The 18,660-nt window shown below is 66.5% G+C and carries 14 protein-coding genes; 7 read left to right on the top strand and 7 right to left on the bottom strand.

Annotated elements, in window-relative coordinates; translation table 11 throughout:
* Positions 1–33 precede the first annotated feature (33 nt).
* Positions 34–1,434 (top strand): oligosaccharide flippase family protein, encoded by a 1,401-nt coding sequence (locus ABEB22_RS21275; protein WP_349294644.1) that lies wholly within the window; start codon positions 34–36, stop codon positions 1,432–1,434.
* A gap of 22 nt (positions 1,435–1,456) precedes the next feature.
* Here the strand turns inward: ABEB22_RS21275 and ABEB22_RS21270 are convergent, their stop codons facing one another.
* Both ABEB22_RS21270 and ABEB22_RS21265 read right to left on the bottom strand, forming a co-directional pair.
* Positions 1,457–2,458 (bottom strand): capsular polysaccharide synthesis protein, encoded by a 1,002-nt coding sequence (locus tag ABEB22_RS21270; RefSeq protein ID WP_349294643.1) that lies wholly within the window; start codon positions 2,456–2,458, stop codon positions 1,457–1,459.
* Between the two features lie 29 nt (positions 2,459–2,487).
* Complete coding sequence (locus ABEB22_RS21265) at positions 2,488–3,591, bottom strand: glycosyltransferase (protein WP_349294642.1); 1,104 nt, start codon at positions 3,589–3,591, stop codon at positions 2,488–2,490.
* A gap of 289 nt (positions 3,592–3,880) precedes the next feature.
* Between ABEB22_RS21265 and ABEB22_RS21260 the strand changes: the two genes are divergently transcribed.
* The 3 genes from ABEB22_RS21260 to ABEB22_RS21250 are packed head-to-tail and all read left to right on the top strand — an operon-like array spanning position 3,881 to position 7,193.
* Positions 3,881–4,828, top strand: a complete 948-nt coding sequence (locus tag ABEB22_RS21260; RefSeq protein WP_349294641.1) for a glycosyltransferase family A protein — start codon at positions 3,881–3,883, stop codon at positions 4,826–4,828.
* A gap of 47 nt (positions 4,829–4,875) precedes the next feature.
* Complete coding sequence (locus tag ABEB22_RS21255; protein ID WP_406871239.1) at positions 4,876–5,988, top strand: acyltransferase family protein; 1,113 nt, start codon at positions 4,876–4,878, stop codon at positions 5,986–5,988.
* Between the two features lie 56 nt (positions 5,989–6,044).
* On the top strand, positions 6,045–7,193 hold the full coding sequence (locus ABEB22_RS21250) for a polysaccharide pyruvyl transferase family protein (protein WP_349294639.1): 1,149 nt from the start codon (positions 6,045–6,047) through the stop codon (positions 7,191–7,193).
* On the opposite strand, the gene ABEB22_RS21245 is transcribed toward ABEB22_RS21250, so the two are convergent.
* Together ABEB22_RS21245 and ABEB22_RS21240 are read right to left on the bottom strand one after the other, a co-directional pair.
* Entirely contained in the window at positions 7,152–8,543 is a 1,392-nt protein-coding gene (locus tag ABEB22_RS21245) for a glycosyltransferase family 4 protein (protein WP_349294638.1), read from the bottom strand. The two genes, ABEB22_RS21250 and ABEB22_RS21245, sit on opposite strands and share 42 nt — an antisense overlap.
* 50 nt (positions 8,544–8,593) lie before the next feature.
* Positions 8,594–10,186, bottom strand: a complete 1,593-nt coding sequence (locus tag ABEB22_RS21240) for a hypothetical protein (RefSeq protein WP_349294637.1) — start codon at positions 10,184–10,186, stop codon at positions 8,594–8,596.
* Positions 10,187–10,363: 177 nt separating this feature from the next.
* Between ABEB22_RS21240 and ABEB22_RS21235 the strand changes: the two genes are divergently transcribed.
* Both ABEB22_RS21235 and ABEB22_RS21230 read left to right on the top strand, forming a co-directional pair.
* Entirely contained in the window at positions 10,364–11,335 is a 972-nt protein-coding gene (locus tag ABEB22_RS21235; protein WP_349294636.1) for a glycosyltransferase, read from the top strand.
* Between the two features lies 1 nt (position 11,336).
* On the top strand, positions 11,337–12,341 hold the full coding sequence (locus ABEB22_RS21230; RefSeq protein ID WP_349294635.1) for a glycosyltransferase: 1,005 nt from the start codon (positions 11,337–11,339) through the stop codon (positions 12,339–12,341).
* A 12-nt stretch (positions 12,342–12,353) separates the two neighbouring features.
* Here the strand turns inward: ABEB22_RS21230 and ABEB22_RS21225 are convergent, their stop codons facing one another.
* The 3 genes from ABEB22_RS21225 to ABEB22_RS21215 all read right to left on the bottom strand — a co-directional run bounded on the left by ABEB22_RS21225 (position 12,354) and on the right by ABEB22_RS21215 (position 15,759).
* Complete coding sequence (locus ABEB22_RS21225; protein ID WP_349294634.1) at positions 12,354–13,265, bottom strand: CpsD/CapB family tyrosine-protein kinase; 912 nt, start codon at positions 13,263–13,265, stop codon at positions 12,354–12,356.
* 68 nt (positions 13,266–13,333) lie between these two features.
* Positions 13,334–14,911 carry a lipopolysaccharide biosynthesis protein gene (locus ABEB22_RS21220; protein ID WP_349294633.1) on the bottom strand — a complete coding sequence of 526 codons (1,578 nt, stop codon included), beginning with the start codon at positions 14,909–14,911 and terminating at the stop codon, positions 13,334–13,336.
* Positions 14,908–15,759 (bottom strand): AAA family ATPase, encoded by an 852-nt coding sequence (locus tag ABEB22_RS21215; protein ID WP_349294632.1) that lies wholly within the window; start codon positions 15,757–15,759, stop codon positions 14,908–14,910. The genes ABEB22_RS21220 and ABEB22_RS21215 overlap by 4 nt, the downstream gene beginning before the upstream one ends.
* Before the next feature lie 327 nt (positions 15,760–16,086).
* On the opposite strand from ABEB22_RS21215, the gene ABEB22_RS21210 reads away from it, so the two are divergent.
* Complete coding sequence (locus tag ABEB22_RS21210) at positions 16,087–18,588, top strand: hypothetical protein (protein ID WP_406871238.1); 2,502 nt, start codon at positions 16,087–16,089, stop codon at positions 18,586–18,588.
* Positions 18,589–18,660: the final 72 nt, after the last annotated feature.

Raw genomic sequence — 18,660 nt, 5'->3', positions numbered from 1 at the left:
AGGTCTGGAAACCGGTCCGCAGGCCGGTGGATCATGGGGGTGCATGTGCTGGGACGGGTCGGATATATTTCGCAGGAGGTGATCCGCGGCAAGGGCACGCGGGCGCGCTCGCTGCGCAGCACGGGGTTTGTCATTCTGGGGTTCGGGGGCTCCAACCTGTTGCGGCTGGGCTCGAACCTGATCCTGACGCGGCTCCTGTTTCCCGAGGCCTTCGGCCTGATGGCGCTGGTGCAGGTCTTCCTGACGGGGCTGCAGCTGTTTTCCGATCTGGGCATCCGCGTCTCGATCATCCAGAACGACCGTGGCGAGGAGCCCGCCTTCCTCAATACGGCCTGGACGATCCAGATCCTGCGCGGGGTGTTTCTCTGGGCCATTGCCTGCGGGCTGGCCTATCCGGCGGCGCTGCTTTACGGGGAGCCGCGGCTGCTGGAGTTGATGCCGGTGGCGGCGCTCTCGGCGGTGGTGACGGGGTTCAACACGACCAAGGTCCATGTCGCCAACCGCAATCTCGAGATCGGTGTGCAGGTGATGACCGATCTGGGCGCGCAGTTCCTGGGGCTTCTGGTCACTGTCGGGCTGACCTTTGTGTGGCGCGATGTCTGGGCGCTGGTGGCCGGCGGCATCGCCACTCCGGCGATCAAGATGGCGGCCCAGCATTACATGCTGCCCGGCCCCGCCAACCGGCTGCATTGGGACCGCAGTGCGGCGCGCGAACTGGTGCGGTTCGGCAAGTTCATCTTCCTCAGCTCGATTGCGGGCTTCATCGTCAGCCAGAGCGACCGTGCGGTGCTGGGCGCGCATGTGCCGGTACGCGAGCTGGGGATCTATGCCATCGCCTATACCGTGGCCAGCATCCCGCTGATGCTGGCACAGGCGGCAGGCGGGCGGGTGATCTTTCCGCTCTACCGGAAATACCCGATGGAGGAGAGTGCGGCCAATCGCGCCAAGGTGCATAAGGCGCGGCGGATGATGCGGCTCTTCTCGGTTCTGGTCTGCAGCGCGATCACGCTGGGCGGGGTCGGGCTGATCGATCTGATGTATGATGCGCGCTATGCGATGGCGGGGCCGATCACCGTCCTGATGGGGTTCGGAATGACCGCGCAGATCTCGGTCTCGATGTATGACGGGGCCTATCTGTCGCGTGGCGACAGCCGGAGCCATTTCGTCATGACCTGTCTCTCGGCGGGGCTGCAGCTGGTGTTCCTGCTGGCGGGGGCGGCATGGTTCGGGCTGGTGGGGGTGATCGGGGCGCCGGTTCTGGTGGTGCTGTGTGTCTATCCCTATCGCGCGCGTCTTCTGGGCCGCTACCGGGCATGGGATCCGCTGGGCGATCTGGGGGCGCTGGCGCTTGGCTGGGCGGCCACGGGGCTGTCGATCTGGATCTGGCGCGCGGAGATCATGCAGTTTCTGGGCCAGAGCGCGGGCGGGCTCTAGGGGCTGCGCGGGCTCTGGCGTCTCAGGCGGTCTCGGCAGCCTTGCCGGATGTGGCCCTATCCGGCGTGGTGGCCGCTCCGGCCCGCGCGGATGCCGCCTCCACCCGTTCGCCCATCCTTGTGCCCGTCAGGGCCTCCAGCCGCCCCAGCATCTCCCGTTCCGGCAGGCCCGCGCGGTGGCTGAGCTTGCTCACCGGCAGCCCTTGGGCGAGCGCGCGTCCGAAGAGCGCGGGCGGGGCTTTGCCCTCGAGCGCCGCCATCAGGTAGTAGCAGGGCACCGCAGGCAGCGCCCCCGAGGAGCGGAAGACCTGCCGCAGCGCCGGATCGCGCAGCAGCGCCCATTGCAGGATATAGATCATCATGAAGTATTTCTGCGGCATATGCGTCAGCCGCGTCACATAGGCGTCATAGCGCGCGCACCAGGTGCGGATCAGCGCTGTGTCGGGATGGGCGGCGATGAACCAGTTATCGATCCAGCGGTCGCGATGGGGGCCGGCAAAGGTGAAAAACCCCGTCTGCCCGCCCAGAAGCGGCAGCCACTCGTCGAGGGGGCGGTGGCAATAGGTCGTGGCATCGGCCCAGACCCCGCCATGGCGCGCCAGAAGCCGCAGCCTGAGCGCATTGGCCCGCATCCGGTGTGCGAGGGCGGGCGAGAGATCGGGCATATCCACCCAGGCGCCCGCGCTCTCGCGGTCGATCACGCGGATCTCCCATGCGGGGTTCATCGCGCGCCATTGCGCGACACTGGCGCGGATCAGGAGTGGCGCCTCCGCCAGCCCCTGTTCCCAGAACAGCCACAGGATCTTCGGGATCTCGCGGTTCTGGTAGGGGGCGAAATAGGCGGTGGTGGCCTCCACCCCGCCCTGCACCATCTGCCGCGTTAGCGCGCGGTTCTGGCGGTCGATGCCCCATGAATAGAGCTCGAGCCCCGGCGCATGGGGGAGTTCACGGACCAGCCAGCGCGCCAGCGACCGGCCCCGTTTGCGCAGGTAATGCAATCTGTCGCGCAGCGAAGAGGCGGGCATGGGGATCTCCTGTGAAGGGGGAGGCAGGATCAGGCGAATTGCGTGCCCATCTGCGGATGGGGGTCGGCGCGGGGCGGGTGGGGGATCGAACGGTCGAGCTGGCGCCATGCCTCCAGCGCGCCCGTCTCGAAGACCGTCCGGCCGTAGCGGGCATGGACCGTGTCGCAGGCATGGCGGCGCAGGCGTTCGAAGGCTGCGGGGTCGCGGGCATGTCGGGCCACCGCGCGCTCGAGTGTCTCCACGATGGCGGGCATATCGCCCTCCTCGACCGGAAAGCCGGTTTCGGGGGTGAAATATTCCCGCGCGCCGAGCCCCGTATAGCCGATGGCGATGGTGCCTGCGGCCATCGCCTCTGCCACCGGAAAGCCGATCGATTCCCGATGCAGCAGCGAGAGGAAGAAGCGGCTCTGGCCGAGCTTCTCGATCACCTGCGCGCGCGGCAGACCATCGATCGCCTCGATCCGGTAATCCCCGATCCGGCCATTGCGCTGCAGGGCCGCGACGATCATCTCCGCCTCCTGCGGGCGTTTGCGTGGCATATAGGTGATCAGGTCCTGCTTGTCCGCGACAAAGGGAAACTCCTCGGGTTTCATCGTCACCGGCAGGGCGGAGGCCCGCGCGCCCCCGCCCAGCATCCGGATATGCGACATGCAGATCTCCGAGACGCCGAGCGACCAGACGATCCGCCGCGCCGGTTCGAGCCCCAGCAGATGGGCCTTGTGGAAGGCCTCGCGGAAGAAGAACGGGTTTTGCACGAAGACCACGACCGGTGTCTCGGGAAAGGCCTGCAATCCGGTCACCAGCTGGATTTCGGGCAGCACGAGCACATCCTCGTGCCGCAGCTCCAGCGCCGTGTTGTGACCGCGGGCCTGACAGTCGCGGCGGTAGACGAGACGGCGACCGAGCGTGGCACGCAACCCGCCCAGCTGGGATTGATGGGCCTTTTCCATCCGTGCGGTCCAGAAGGTCGGCAGCGCCTTGGGGTAATCGGGATAGCGGCCGGCGGGGCTGTTATGCAGCAGCGCCGCATTGATCCCGTGGCGGCGCAGCAGCGCGACCATGTCATAGATCACCGCAATCCCCCCCGAGGGTCGTTTGATATCGGGGCAGGCAAACAGATACCGGTGCGTCATGGGGGCTCCTCTGCGCCCCCCGGGGGGGCGGTGTTGAAACGGGAAAGGTCGGGCTCGGGTCTGACCGGTATCGTGGCATAGCGCCGGAGATGGCCGGAAAAGGCGGCGCTCGGGAGAAAAGTGCCGGATTATCCGGCAGGGAAAAGGAAAGCTGGCGGGAATGCGGGCGGTGTGGAAAGGCAACACCTCTGATTGGAGATGAATTGGTAAATACAACCTTGCCTTGTGTTGCGGTCTTGGTCAACCTGTCTGGTAGAGAGGTTCTGTTGCAGAGAATGGAATTGAGACCATGCCCTTCGCATCCCGCCGCTATGCCTTGATCACCCCCTGCCGCGACGAGGCGCAATATATGCGTCGCACGCTCGACAGTGTGACAGCCCAGACCGAACCGCCCGCGCTATGGCTGATCGTCGATGACGGCTCGACCGATGCCACACCGCAGATCCTGGCCGAATATACCGCGCGCCATGACTGGATCCGTGTGGTCTCCAAACCCGATCGCGGCGCGCGCGCCGTGGGTCCGGGCGTGATCGAGGCCTTCTATTTCGGGCTCGATCGGATCGATACGGGCGCTTTCGATTATATCTGCAAATTCGATCTCGATCTGGAGTTGCCGCATGGCTATTTCGCGGGGCTGATGGACAAGATGGCGGCCAATCCGCGTCTGGGCTCGTGTTCGGGCAAGCCGTGGTTCATGTGGAAGGGGGCGCGGGTTTCGGAGAAATGCGGCTCGGAAATGTCGGTGGGCATGACCAAATTCTACCGTGTGCAATGTTTCCGCGAGATCGGCGGCTTCGTGCGCGAGGTGATGTGGGATGCGATCGATTGCCATAAATCGCGCCAGCTCGGCTGGCAGGCGCGCGCCTTCGACGATGAGGCGCTCGCCTTCGAGCATCTGCGTCCGATGGGCTCGTCGCAGAAATCGGTCCATACGGGCCGGATGCGGCACGGATACGGCCAGTATTTCATGGGCTCGAGCTTCTGGTTCTTTACCGCGAGCTGTCTCTTCCGCATGGCGCATCCGCCCTATGTGACGGGCGCGCTCGCCTCGTGGTGGGGCTATGTGCGCGCAGCCCTCGGGCGCAAGCCGCAACTCCCCGATCCGGCGCTGCGCGCCTTCATCCGCGCCTATCAGATCCGCGCCTTGTTGCGGGGCAAGACGGCCGCCATCGCCGAGGTCGATGCCGCCCAGAGCCCCGTCTGGGAGGCCCGCGCGCCCGCCCATAAGCCCGCCTGAGCGCGGGCCATGACGGCAGGTCACATCTGCACCGCAAGGAGATCGCCATGGTGACACGATCGCGGACGGAACCGTCCCGGGGGGGAGGCCGGACACGGGAGCCCCATATCGAGACCATGCGGGGGCTGGCCTGTCTGGCGCTGGTCTCCTTCCATGTCGTGGGCTCCACGCCGCAGCAGGGGCTGGAACTGGCCGCAAGCGACGGGCTGGTGCGGTTGCAGCTGATGCTGTCGGATATGCGGATGCCGCTGTTCAGTTTCATCTCGGGCTATGTCTTCACGGCACTTGCGGGGCCGCGCAAGGGCTGGGGGCAGCTGGCTAGGGGCAAGATGCGCCGTCTGCTGGTGCCGCTGATCTGTGTGGGCACGCTGTTCTGGCTGACCGGCGAGGCGATGGGACGCGGGCAGATGTCATGGCCCGAGACGCTTGTGATGCCCTATGCGCATTTCTGGTTCCTGCAGGCGACCTTTGTGCTGATGATGGCGCTTCTGGGGCTGAACTGGGCGGTGGCGCGTGCCGCGCCCCGATATTATGCCCGCGATCCGGCTGCGGTCTCGTGGCGCAATGCGGCGCTGATCGGCACGGTGGGAGCGGGGCTCTATCTCTCGGGGCGGCTCGGCGCGGTCCAGCTGTTCTCGCTGCCCCGTGCGGCCTATCTGGCCCCGTTCTTCATGGGCGGCCATATCGTGGCGCTCTGCCTGAAACCGGCGCTGGCCGCCTGTTCGGCCAGAGGCTGGCTGCGGATCGTGATGGTTCTGTGCCTGCTGGGGCTGACGGGATGGGGCGCCGCGCTGGCCTTCCATCTGGCCGCTCCGCCCGAGCCGCAGATCCGGCGCGCCCTCTCGGTGGCCATCGGTCTGGGGGCCGCCTTGTCCCTTCTGGTCCTGCGGGTGCATAGCCGGTTTCTGGCATGGATCGGTGACAAATCCTTCACCATCTATCTCTTCCATGTCTTCTTCACGGCCGCGACCACCTTGGCGCTGCGCGGGCTGGTGGAGGGGATCGACCCGCATCTGGTCTATCCGGTCTCGCTTGCCATGGGGCTTGCGGGGCCTGTCGCGCTGCACGGGGTGATCCTGCGCTCGCGCTGGCTGCGGTTTGCCTGTCTGGGGATTGGCACGCCCGTGCCGCTGCGCCGCGTGGCCGGTGCCACCCCCTGACGCCGGATGCAGGCCCTTATCCGGATACACGCTCCCTCAAACGCAGGAATACCACGATGCAAGAGACATATCCCAGCCGGACGAGCCGCACACGGGGCGCGGGCCATTTCGCGCGGTTCGTGCTGGACCGGCGCCGCGACATCGAGGTGTTCGGCTGGTTCGGCTATGGCAATCTGGGGGACGAGGCGATGCTGGTGGCGGCCGAGGAGGCGCTGCCCGGCCGGGTGATCGGTACGCGGATGGCCATGCGGGTGCCGGCGCTGACGCGGCTTCTGTGGCAGGCCGGACGGCCCGAGTTGCTGGTGGCGGGGGGCACGCTGATCAATGGCGGCACACCGGGCTGGCTCGATTATATCGAGCATCGCGTGGCGCAGGGCACGCGGATCTCTTTCATGGGCACCGGTATGGCCTTCACCGAGGAGGAGATCGCGCATAAGGCTCCCGCATGGACCCGCTGGGCACGGCTGATGGCACAGGCGCGGACGGTGCATCTGCGCGGACCGGATTCGGTCGCGATGGCGGCACGGATGGGAATCGAGGCGCAGGATTTCGGCGATTTCGCCTTCCTGCTGCACGAGAATGCGGGCCCCGGGGCCGCCCCGCCACTGGTGCGCTCCGGCATGCGGGGCCGCCCGCGCATCGGTCTGAATTTCGGCCATTGTCTGGGGGATCAGGCGCAGTTCGAGGCCGCCGCGGCGCGGCTCGTGGCGGCGCTTGGTGCGGCGTATGATCTGGTCGTCCATGTCGTTGTGGAAAAGGATCTGGGTCCGACGCGGCGTATTCTTGCGGATGCCGGATTTGCGGGCGGGGAGCGTAGCCCCGATAGGGCGGGGCTGGTGGTGGAATGCCATTATGACGATCCGCGCCGTTTCATGGCCTCGGTGCGCGGATGCGAGGCCTATCTGGGGCTGAAGCTGCATGCGGCAGGGCTTGCGATGGTGGCGGGTGTGCCCACGCAGATGATCGCCTATAAGCCCAAGGCCCGCGATTTCATGCGTCCGCTGGGCGGGCGCGAGGATCTGCTTCTGGATCTGCCGCTCGATACGGATCTGGCGCTCGCGCGGATCGAGGGCATGCTGGCCGATCCGCAACCGGCGCGGGTCAGCGCGCGGATCGGCGCGATCGCCGCCCGCCAACGCGCGGTTCTCAACCGCAGCTATCCGCTAGGTCTCGGAGAGGGCGAGAGCCGTCTCGGAACGGCCTGACGGCAGGTCCGGGGACAGGCCGTCAGGCTGGCCCGGAGACAAGGCTGCGGGGACGGGTGCGGGTGCGGGCGCGGGTTCGGGGCGCAGGCCTGCGGGCAGCCGGCCCGTCTGCGCGCCCAGAAGCAGCGCCCCGAGCCACTGCGCCTCGTGCTCCAGATCGAATTCGGCACAGACCTTTGCGCGGCCCTGCACGCCCATTGCTGCACGCAGCGCGGGATCGCCCAGCAGCCGGTCGAGCCGGTCGGTCAGGCTGTCGAGATCGCCCGCCGGAATGGTGAATCCCGAGACGCCATCCTCGACCAGCTCGCCCACCCCCGCCACGCGGCTGGCGATCACCGGCAGCCCCGAGCCCATCGCCTCCATCAGCGTCACCGGCACCCCTTCGGCAAAAGAGGCCAGCACCAGCAGATCGGCCTGCCGCATATGCCGGGCCACCGCCTTTGCGCTCTGGTAGCCGTGGAAGATGACCCGCGCGCCCACGCCCAGATCGCGCGCCAGCGCCTCGCAATAGGCCCGTTCCGGCCCGTCACCGATCACCGACAGCCGCGCCTGCGGATGGCTGTCGGCCAGGCGCGCGAAGGCCTCCACCAGAAGCGGTACGCCCTTGATCGCGGCCAGCCGCCCGACAAAGAGGATCTCCTGGCGGTCGGTCTGCGCGGCCGTATCGTCCCGGGTCGGGGGGGGGGCGTAAAGCGCGGGAAAGATCCCGCAATGTACGATCTTGAGTTTCGACCAGTGCTGCGGGGCCGAGAAATACATCGCCTGCGCACGGCAGAAATGGCTGATACAGGAGACGAAACTGGCCCGCGCGATCTTCTCGTCGATGCGCCAGCGTCTGGGTTCGTAGAAGATCGCGGGGCCATGCATGGTCAGCGAGAAGGGAATGCCCGACAGGCCCGAGGCCAGCATCGCCACCGAACAGCTGGAATTGGCGAAATGGTTATGCAGATGGACCACGCCGCGGGCGCTCAGATGGCGGGCCAGAATGGCGGCCTCGAGGAAATAGAAGATCTGCCAGAGCGCGGCCTTCAGCCCGTCGGGGCGGGTGGACCATGCCAGTTTCAGGGTGCGCCCCCAGGCCCGGGCATCGCGCCGTAGCGCCCAGATCTGCGCGCCCAACACCTTGGCGGGCGAGCGGATCGCGTCGAAAATGGCGAAGGTTGCGGCCTGTTCGCGGATCTGGTCCTCGCCCACCACATCGCGCGCGCTGGTGCGGCGCACCGAGCAGGTCTCGACCTGCCAGCCCTGCTGGCGCAGCGCCTCGATCTCGCGCTGGATGAAGGTATGGGAGACCTTGGGATATTCGCCGCTGAGATAGGCGATCGGGGCGGGAGGGGGGGCGTGATGCATGGGACCTCGTGATCTGCCTCCGGAGAGGGGGGCGGGCTATATGTGCAGGCTCAACCGAAAGACGACCCTCCGGCCACGCGCGCCGCCCTGCCATGCGGGCTGGCCTTCGGGCTGGCCTTCGGGCGGGGGCGGGGCAGGGCCGCACCGGAGAGGCTCCGATCGGGGTCTGCGGGGCGGGAAACGGGGCCGCGTGACCCGCCGCGCAGAGGCCGCCCGTTCAGCGCGTTCTCGCGCAGCGCCCGATCATAGCGTGCCCAGAGTGTGCCCGCGAGGAGCCAGATCGGGGCGGTGGAGGAGGAATTGGGGATCAGGTCGATGAGATTGGCGCAGAGGATGCACATGATCCCCAGATCGACCACATCGAGCTGCAACCTGCGATAGGCCAGCGCGCAGAGCATGACCGGCAGGCTCAGAAGCCCGAACAGGCCCAGATAGCCGATCCAGCCATATTGCCCGATGATGATGATCCAGAATCCGTCGGTGATCGAGGTATTGCGCCCGCTCACCGGATCGAAAACCATGTTGCGCCCCCAGCCGCCCCAGCCTGCCAGCGGTTTCAAATTGGCCCGCGCCAGCAGCTCGTCCTCGTTATCGAGACGGAATTCCAGCGATTGCTGGCGCTTCTCGGAATAGGTGCCGATGGTCTGGGTGAGCCGGTCGATCGGCAGGATCCCCGCGCCGCGCGCCATCGGATAGACCATCACCAGCGCGGCCAGAGATCCGGCAAGGGCGGCCTGCAGCAGGCGCGGCCCGCACAGGATGACCGGCAGGAAGAGCGCCGTGATCATCAGCGCGCCGGTGTTTTTGGAGAGGACGAGGGCGAGAAACAGCCATAGCGTTATCGCCAGCCAGCGCAGACGGGTGCGACTGTCACTGGCCGCGCGGGTCAGCACGGCGGCTGCCAGCACCGCCATGGCCATGAACATCCCCACCCTGAGCCCATGCGCCAGAAACACGATGGGCCGCCAGCCCCCCTGACGGTAATGCTGGGCGAAATCATGCGGGAAAAATCCGTAGAGCCAGACATTGAGCTGCGGGCTCATCCGGATCTCGATCAGGATCGCCAGCGAATAGCCCAGCCCGCCGAAGACGAAGGCCCGCAGGAGCCAGATCTGGGCCTGTCTTTCGCGCAGGGCCTTCAGCCCCAGCGCGAAAGGCAGGATCAGCATGGCGATGGTCAAGCCGATCGAGGCGATATCATAGGGCTGCATCGCGGGGCGCAGGGTCGGTCCGGTGAGGATCGGCTCGCGATTGGTCAGCCAGGTCAGCACCGGCGAGGCGATCAGCACGCAGATCACCAGAAAGACCAGTTTCTGCACCCGGCTGTTGCGCGTGGCCCCGGCTTTGCGCCGCAGCGCGGCACGGTTTTGCCTGTCGCCGGAGCTGCGGCGCTCGCGCAGCTGGCCGGCCTCCAGACGCCGGCGCCAGAGATAGAAACAGAGGCAGGTCGCGAGGGCGGGGACCGTGGCCTTGTCGAGCGAGGGCAGCACCGGCAGATCCATCTTCAGTTTTTCGGGCAACAGAAGATAGCCCGCCATCAGCGACCAGATCACTGCCTGCGCCAGCGGTAGACGCCGGAACAGGATCCAGGTGACGAGGGGCCAACCGAACAGGGCCAGATGGGCGAATGCATTGGCGTGCATGGGCGAGGCGTTCCGGTTTCGTGATGCTTATTCCGGCAGGCTTCCATGTTTTTTCCGTATTTGCACGTCTGAAAGGGCGCACAACCAAAAATTGTATGCTTGTGCTTGTTCCTTTGGCAGTGATCGGCCATCATCGGCCTATTGATCGGAGAAATTTCCGGATGACAGGGGGCTTTAATGGCTGATATCGCTGTGATCGTCGTGAATTACGGAACATGGGAGCTTTCGGCGCAGGCCGTGCAGAGCGTTCTCGAGCACAGCCATGACGGGTATTCCGTCGAGATCCATCTGGTGGATAATGCCTCGCCCGAAGGCGATGGCGAAAGGCTGTGCCAGCTCCATGCGGCGCGGGGCTGGCAGGGGCAGGTGACGCTCTGGCGCGAGACGGTCAATCACGGGTTCGGGCGCGGCAATAACGTGGTGCTCGACCGGCTGCTGGCCCGTCCGGCGGCGCAGGCGCCGCGCTTTGCCTTCCTGCTCAATCCCGATGCCGCGCTGGAAAACGGGGCGCTTGCGGTGCTGGCGCGCTTTCTCGAGGCCCATCCACAGGCCGGGGCTGCGGGGGCCAAGATCACCAAACCCTCGGGGGTGGCGGTCTCGGCCGCCTTCCGCTTCCCCACGGCGCTCTCGAGCTTCGTGCATGCGGTGAATTTCGGCCCCGTGGCACGGGCCTTTCCGCAGGCGGCGGTGGCCTTGCCACCCGATACGGGTCTGGGCGAAGTCGACTGGGTCTCGGGGGCGGCGGTCATGCTGCGGCTCGAGACCCTGCGCCGGACCGGCACGTTCGATCCCGAGTTCTTCCTCTATTTCGAGGAGACCGAGCTGATGCACCGGATCCGCGCCGATGGCTGGCAGATCTGGCATGTGCCGCAGGCGCGGGTGCTGCATGCCGAAGGGGCGGCGACCGATGTGCGCTCGCATGATGTGCGGCGCAAGCGCAAGCCGCGCTACTGGTATGACAGCTGGCGGATCTATCACCGCAAATGCGACGGGCGCAGCGGCGCGATCCTGTCGGGGCTGGCCTGGATGGCCGGGGCCGCGCTCAATGCGCCACTGGCCTTCCTGCGCCGCCAGCGCCTGCAGGCGCCCTTGTATTTCTTCCGCGATTTTCCGGCGCAGGTGCTGTGGCCGCTGGTGCGGGGGCGCTAGGATGGGCCCCTTGCGCAACCAGTTCGCCACCGATGATCTGGCGGCCATCGTGATCGGGCGCAACGAGGGAGAGCGTCTTTTGCGCTGCCTCGACAGCCTCTCGCAGGCCAGCCTGCGTATCTATGTCGATAGCGGCTCGGGTGATGGCTCGGTGGCGCAGGCGCAGGCGCGCGGGGTGGAGGTGGTCTGCCTCGATATGGAGCAGCCCTTCACGGCGGCGCGGGCGCGCAATGCGGGGCTGGCGCGGCTGCACGAGATCGCGCCCGGCATTCCTTTCGTGCAGATGGTCGATGGCGATTGCGAGATCCGTGCGGGCTGGCTGGAGCAGGCGCAGGCCTTTCTGGAGGCCCATCCCGAAATCGCCGTTGTCTGCGGCCGCCGCCGCGAGCGCGCGCCCGAGGCGAGCCCCTATAACGCGCATTGCGACCGCGAATGGGACACGCCTGTGGGCGAGGCACGGGCCTGTGGCGGCGATGCGCTGATGCGGGTGGCCGCCCTTGCGGAGGTGGGCGGCTATGATGCGTCGCTGATTGCGGGCGAGGAGCCCGAGATGTGCGTGCGGCTGCGCCAGGCGGGCTGGAGGATCTGGCGTCTGGAGGCGGAGATGACCTGGCATGATGCAGCCATGACGCGGCTCGGCCAGTTCTGGAAGCGGGCGCGGCGGGCGGGCCATGCCTATGCCGAAGGGGCGCATCTGCACGGACGCGCGCCCCTGCGCCATAACGTGGCCCCGATGCGGCGCGCGCTTGTATGGGGGGCGGGGCTGCCGCTGGCTATCGTGCTGGCCGCACTCGTGGTCTCGCCATGGTGCCTGCTGGGCGCGCTGGCCTATCCGGTGCAGGTGCTGCGGCTGGGCCTGCGCGCGCGCGCCCGGCTCGGGGCGCGGCAGGCGGGGGCGCATGCCGCCCTGTTGACGCTTGGCAAATTCCCAGAGGCGCTAGGGATCGTCGAATTCCATCTGCGCAGGCTCTCGGGCCATCGCGCGGGGCTGATCGAATACAAATAGGCCCCCCTGTGCTCAGTAATAGCCATAGGCGGCGGTGTCGCTCTCGTCGGGGAAATGGCATTTGTTGAGCACCACCCCCAGCACCCGCGTCAGGGCCGACAGTTTCTGCTCCAGCAGATCGACCTGCGCCTTCGAGGTCACCTCGGCCTCGACCAGCAGCACCACCCCGTCGACCTGCTGCAGGAAACCATGCGCATCATCGGCCACAAGGAAAGGCGGCATGTCGAAGAGCATCAGATCGGGGGCATAGCTGTCTTGCACCGCATCGAGGAAATCCTCGAGCTGGGTGCTTTGCAACAGCGCCCCCGAATTGGCCACGGGACCGCGATTGAGCCCGAAGGCCAGATTGTCGCCGTGACGCAGCATATGTCCGGCAAAGCCCGTCTCGCCCGAGATCACCGCCCCCATATCGGAGGCGGGGCTCTGGCCCAGAAGCGTATGCAGCGAGGGCTGGCGCAGGTCGAAATCGAAGACCATCGTGCGCATGAAGGGCAGCCGCCCGAAGCTCAATCCCAGATTGGCGGTGGTGGTGCTCTTGCCCGCCCCCGGCGCGCCCGAGAGAATGGCGATGCGCCGTGCGGAATGGCGCCGCGCCTCCTCGCGCAGCCGCGTGCGCAGGATGTCGTAATGCGCGCTGCCATTATTGCCGCCCGTCACCAACACGCGATTGGTGGCGATGGTCTGCGGGTCGATATGCATCTGCGCCAGCGCCCGCCATGAGCCGCTATCGGCGTGGCCACGGCCCGAGGGCGCCCAGCCGGTGGGCGTGGCGCCGGTCTCGGGGGGAGGGGCCTGTGTCGGTCCCCCGCCCTGTAGCGTCGCGCCTTGAGGAACGCCGGCCATTGCGTAGGGCGCACCCTGCGGGGTCAGGCCCGCCGCACGGTTGGCCCGGGCTTTCTCCAGCGCTTGTTGCAGCTTTTCCATTCCGTGGCTCCTTTGCCGGTTCCGTCCTCTTGGCGTCGCATCTCGAGGGCGCGCCTCGGGATCGGGTGTCAGATATAGAACCCGATCTTGGCCGCGATCCGCTGGGTCATGACCTCGAAGGGCATCAGATAGGTATCCATCAGCCATAGCAGCACCGGCACCGCGATCACCACCGCGACCGAGACCGCAGCCAGCCGGCCCAGATGCCGCCGCGCGGCACGCGGGGTGTCCATATAGGGGATCGTGGCCAGCGGCGTGATGCCCAGCCCGTTGATCAGGTCGCTGGAGCGCTTGACGGTATTCGACAGCAGCTCGAGCAGGATGATCAGCCCGACCCCCGCCAGAACCCCGCCCAGAACCCCTGCCACCGCAATCTTCTTGCGCGCGGGTTTGACGGGGGAGGAGGGCACGAGCGGCTGGCTGATCACGCTGATGCGCTGGCCGCGCGCAAGGCTTTCGATACGCTCGCCGGTAGCGGCGGTCGACAGGCGATCGGTGGCGCGGTCATATTGCGACTGGATATTCCTGTAATCGCGCTGCAGCGTCTCGAGGGTGATCTGGTTGGCGGGCACTTTGGCGATCGCGGCCTCGACGGTGGCCAGCCTGTCGGCATAATCGGTGCGGTCATTTTGCAGCTGGGCGATCTGGTTGTCGATTTCGGTGAGCTGCATGTTGAAGACGATCTGTGCCGGATCGGAAGGGGCCGCGTCGCCGCTGTCCGATTGGCTTTCCGCGACGCCGCTCGGGGCCGCTCCGCCGCGGAGATTGGCCAGACTGGCCTCGAGCTGGGCTACGCGGTTGCGCAGCACGCTGACGCGCGGGCTGTCCTTGGCATAGACCGCTTCCATATCGGCCAGCTCGCCGCGCAGCTGGGCAAGGCGGCGCTGTTCGGGACTGGCCGCATCTTGCGAATTATCCACCCGCCCCGTGGCCTCGTAGACCTGCCGCAGGCTGATCTTCTGCTTTTCCAGCGCGGCGATATCGCGACCGATCTGCGTCAGGCTTTTCTCGAAATTGCTCTGCTGGTTGCGGAAATAGCCCATATTCTCGGGCAGGGCCTCGGCATTGTCGGTCTTGAACTGCAGGATGCGCGCGCTTTGCTGGTTGAGCAGCCCCGAGAGCCTGTCCACCTCGTTCTCGAAGAATTCCTGCGTCTGGTTGGCACGCTCGGTGCGGTATTGCGCATCCTGCTGCTGGATGAAGGTGAGATAGTCATTGGCCACGGCGCCCGCGATCTTGGGGTTATGGTTCTCGAAGGCGACATACATGGTGGTGGCCTGATCGCGCCCGCTTTTCGAGGTGATCTTGGTGGCGGCATTCATCGCGGCCACGATCTGGTCGGGGGTCATCTTGGCCTGTTCGGGGAAGGTGTCGTATTTGCGCGCGATCTCGAGCAGGTTGTCGCGGGTCATCAGGCGGCTCTCGAAGAGCTGCAGCTGCTCGCGCGCCGAGGTCTGCACGGTGGAGGCGGCGAGCTTGTCGGGGATCTGGCTGTCCTCGACGATGAGCGACATCTGCGAGCGGTAGACCGGCGGCAGGGTCAGCGCGGCAAGGATGCCGCAGGCCGCGACCGCGACAAAGACCAGAAGGAACAGGGGAAAACGTCGCACGAACAGGGTTTTGTAGAAACGGATATCGGCATTCATGAGGCGGGTTCCATTGCTGTGTCGCCGAAGAAGACCCCGTCATGGAGGACGGAATCGATGGTCTCGAGGGAAATGTCATGGCGCTCGTCATTCCACGCATAGAGCATGGCGAAATCGCAAAGCTGGTTGATCAGGCGCGGCACGCCGCCGGTGCGGTCATGGATACGGCGGGAGGCGGCCTCGCTGAACTCGTCGCCCCGCCCGCCCACCGTTTTCAGGCGATGCGCGATATAGGCCTGCACGCCCGCCTCGTCGAGCGGCGTCAGATGGAAGCTCGCCGTCACCCGCTGCGCCAGCTGACGCATGTTGGGCGCGCGCACGATCTCGCGCAGCTCGGGCTGGCCCACCAGCACCAGCTGGATCAGTTCGTCCTTATTCGCGTTGATATTGGTCAGCATGCGCACCTCCTCGAGCCCCTCGGCCGAGAGGTTCTGCGCCTCGTCGATGATCAGCACCGCGCGGCGGCCCGCGCTATATTCGGCCAGCAGAAAATCCTGGAAGCGCTGGAACAGCGCGACGTAATCCTGCGGCCCCTCGCGGTCATTGGCGTCGAAGGCATTGAGGATCCATTGCAGCAATTCGCCCCGTCCGCCCTGCGCATTGGAGATCAGTCCGACCCGCTGCTCGGCCCCCGTCTCGCGCAAAAGCGCCTGCACCAATGTGGTCTTGCCCGCCCCGATCTCGCCCGAGATCATCGTCACCGGTGCGCGCGACATCAGCCCGTAGCGCAGGATGGTAATGGCGCGTTTGTGCTGGGGCGACCAATAGAGCAGAGAGGGGTCTGGCAGCAGCGTGAACGGACGCTCCTTCAGGTTGAAATGCCGGAGATAAAGCGCGCAATCATCCATGGGGTAAATCTTCCTGCCAGAGGCATCCGGACCGGTATGGAGATATCCCGAAAAACGGGGGATTACCTGAAGTAGAGCGAAAGATGTTCGGTTATTCAATGGTTTTTGCTAAAAATTTCGTCTAATCTTATCTTGATGATATTTACTTATGCAACCTGACGGTGTTTCTGGGCAAACTGTCATCACAGTTCATTTTTTCACCTTTCGGTTGATAGGTAGTCTTTTGTCTCCGCGCCTGTGGCTTTTATAGTCAACGACATGACGCATGCCGGATGACCTAGGGGCAGTTTTGGTGCCCTATGGCGGAATGCGAGCGAAAGGGATTTTGTGCGACATTATTTTATGCCGGCCCTTCTGGCCCTCGTGATCCTGAGTGGCTGCAAGAGCGCCGAAGAGCAGGCCGCCGAACATCTTGCCTCGGCCCGATCCTTCCTCGAGGCCGGCGATACACCGCGCGCCATGGTCGAATTGCGCAATGCGCTGCATGAAGACAGCCGCCTTGTGGAGGCGCGGCTGCTGATGGGGGATCTGCTCTACGGGCGGGGCCGTGCGGCGGAGGCGTTCGGCCAGTACCGGCTGGCGCTCGAGGAGGCACCGGGCACGCAGGCGGCGCTGCGCCCGATGGCGCTCATCTCGCTCGATGCCGGCGCATGGGAGGAGGCCGAACGTTACGGCATGCAGGCGCTGGCACAGGCGCCCGGAGACCCCGATCTGCGCGCGCTCGCGGCCGCCGTGGCCTTCCGTAACGGGGTGCGCGAGAAAGACGCGCAGGCCCGGGGCGCGGCGCTGATCCGCGCGCAGGATCTGCTGGCGGCCCATCCGGGTCTTTTGCGGGCGCGGCGGGTGGTGCTGGCGGGGCTGTTGCAGGACAAGAAGGATGCACAGGCGCTCGAGGTGGTCGATGCGGGGCTTGCCTCCGCGCCGGATGACCGCGACCTGCACAATATCCGGCTGCTTCTGCTGGGCCGCTTGCACGATAGCACAGGCACCGAGGCACAGATCCGCCGGATGATCACCCTCTTTCCCACGGACGAGACGCTGGGAACGCTGCTGGTGCAGTTCTATCTCAGCGAGGGGCGGACCGCCTCGGCGGCGGACTGGCTGAAGGGGCGGATCGATCCGGCCTCGGACAGTGCCGATGCGCGGATGGTCTATCTGCGGTTTCTGGCAGAGCTGGAGAGTGCGCAGGCGATGCGCGCGGCGCTCGATGCGATGCTGGCCGAGGACCCGCTGCCCCATGACATCGCCGCCAATGCGGCAGAGTTCCGCGCGCTCAAGGCGGGGGCGGATTTTGCGGGCGGCGATCAGGCCGCAGGCCTTGCCCGGATGGAGGCGCTGGTGCAGGAGGCTGTGCCTTCGGCCCAGACCGACCGGCTGAAGATGCAGCTGGCGCGGATGCGGATGGCCAGCGCCGATGAGACGGGGGCACGGGCGCTGGTGGCGCAGGTGCTGGCGCATGATCCCGCGCAGGTGGCGGCGATCAAGATGCGCAGCACATGGCTGATTGCCGAGGACCGCACCGAGGAGGCTGTGGTGGCGCTGCGCGGGGCGCTGGCCGATGCGCCGCAGGATGCGCAGATCCTGACGCTGCTGGCGCAGGCCTATCAGCGCGAGGGGCGCAATTCGCTGATGGCCGATATGCTGGCGCGCGCGGTCGAGACCTCCAATCAGGGCGAGGCGGAATCGCTGCAATATGCACGCTATCTGATGGGCCAGCAGCAGACCGGCCCTGCCGAGACCATTCTGGTGGATGCGCTGCGGCGCAAACCCGACAGCCAGCCGCTTCTGGTGCTGCTGGGGCAGCTGCATCTGGCGATGCGCGACTGGGGCCGGATGGGGCAGGATATCGCGGCGCTGCGCGCGCGCTTCCCCGATACGCCCGCCGCGCAGGCCGCCGCCGACGAGTTGCAGGCGCGGATGCTGGCGGGGCAGGGCCGTTCGGACCAGCTGGGGCAGTTTCTCGACACGCTGGCCGGACAGGCGCAGGGCGGGCTTGCTCCCAAGATCGCGGTGATCCGCAATATGGTGCGCACGGGCCAGCTGGAACAGGGCTATGCCCGCGCGCTGGAACTGGCCTCACAGGAGCGGGAAAGGCCGGCCAAAGATGGGCGGGACGATCACATGGCGGTGCCGCTGGTGCTGCTTCTGGCGCAGATGGAGGCCCAGCTCGACCAACCGCAAAAAGCCCGTAAGCGGCTGGAAAGCCTCGTGGCCGCGCGGCCGCAACTGGCGCAGGGCTGGTATGGGCTCTATGCGCTCGAGGCGGCCCGCGAGGCAACCGACGCAGGGACGGGCGGCAAGACGGGGGCGGCGCAGGTGGTGCTTGAAAAGGCCCTGCAGGCGCTGCCCGATGACCGCCGTCTGAACCTGATCCGGGCGGCGGGTCATGAACGGTCGGGCGAGATCGCACAGGCCATCGCGGTCTATGAACGGCTCTATGCCCAGGACAGCACCGATGTGATCGTGGCCAATAATCTGGCCAGCCTGCTGGGGCAGCGCGCCGAGGAGGACGGGCAGGCACTCGAGCGGGCCTGGGTGGTGGCGCGACGGCTGAGCGATGCGCGCCATCCCGCCTTCCGCGATACCTATGGCTGGTTGAGCTTCCTGCGCGGCGACACCGAGGCGGCGCTGGGTCTCCTGACCGAGGCGGCCCGTGGCCTGCCCGACGATCCAGCGGTGGCCTACCATCTGGGGCGCGCGCTGGCCGCCAATGCCCGCCCCGGGGAGGCGCAGGCCGCCTATGCCCGCGCCCGTGCCCTTCTGGCGGCGGGGGCACAGGCCTATCCGGCCCTGCCGCAAGATCTCGACCGCGCCGAGGCAGCGCTCTGAGTCATGAGGAATTTCTGCATGAAAATCGGGCGTCTAGCCAGAGAATGTGGTCTTTGAGGGTAATTTCCCGTT

Source organism: Thioclava sp. 'Guangxiensis' (assembly GCF_045348365.1).
Taxonomy (GTDB): domain Bacteria; phylum Pseudomonadota; class Alphaproteobacteria; order Rhodobacterales; family Rhodobacteraceae; genus Thioclava; species Thioclava kandeliae.
This window is presented reverse-complemented; position numbering and strand designations above follow the sequence as displayed.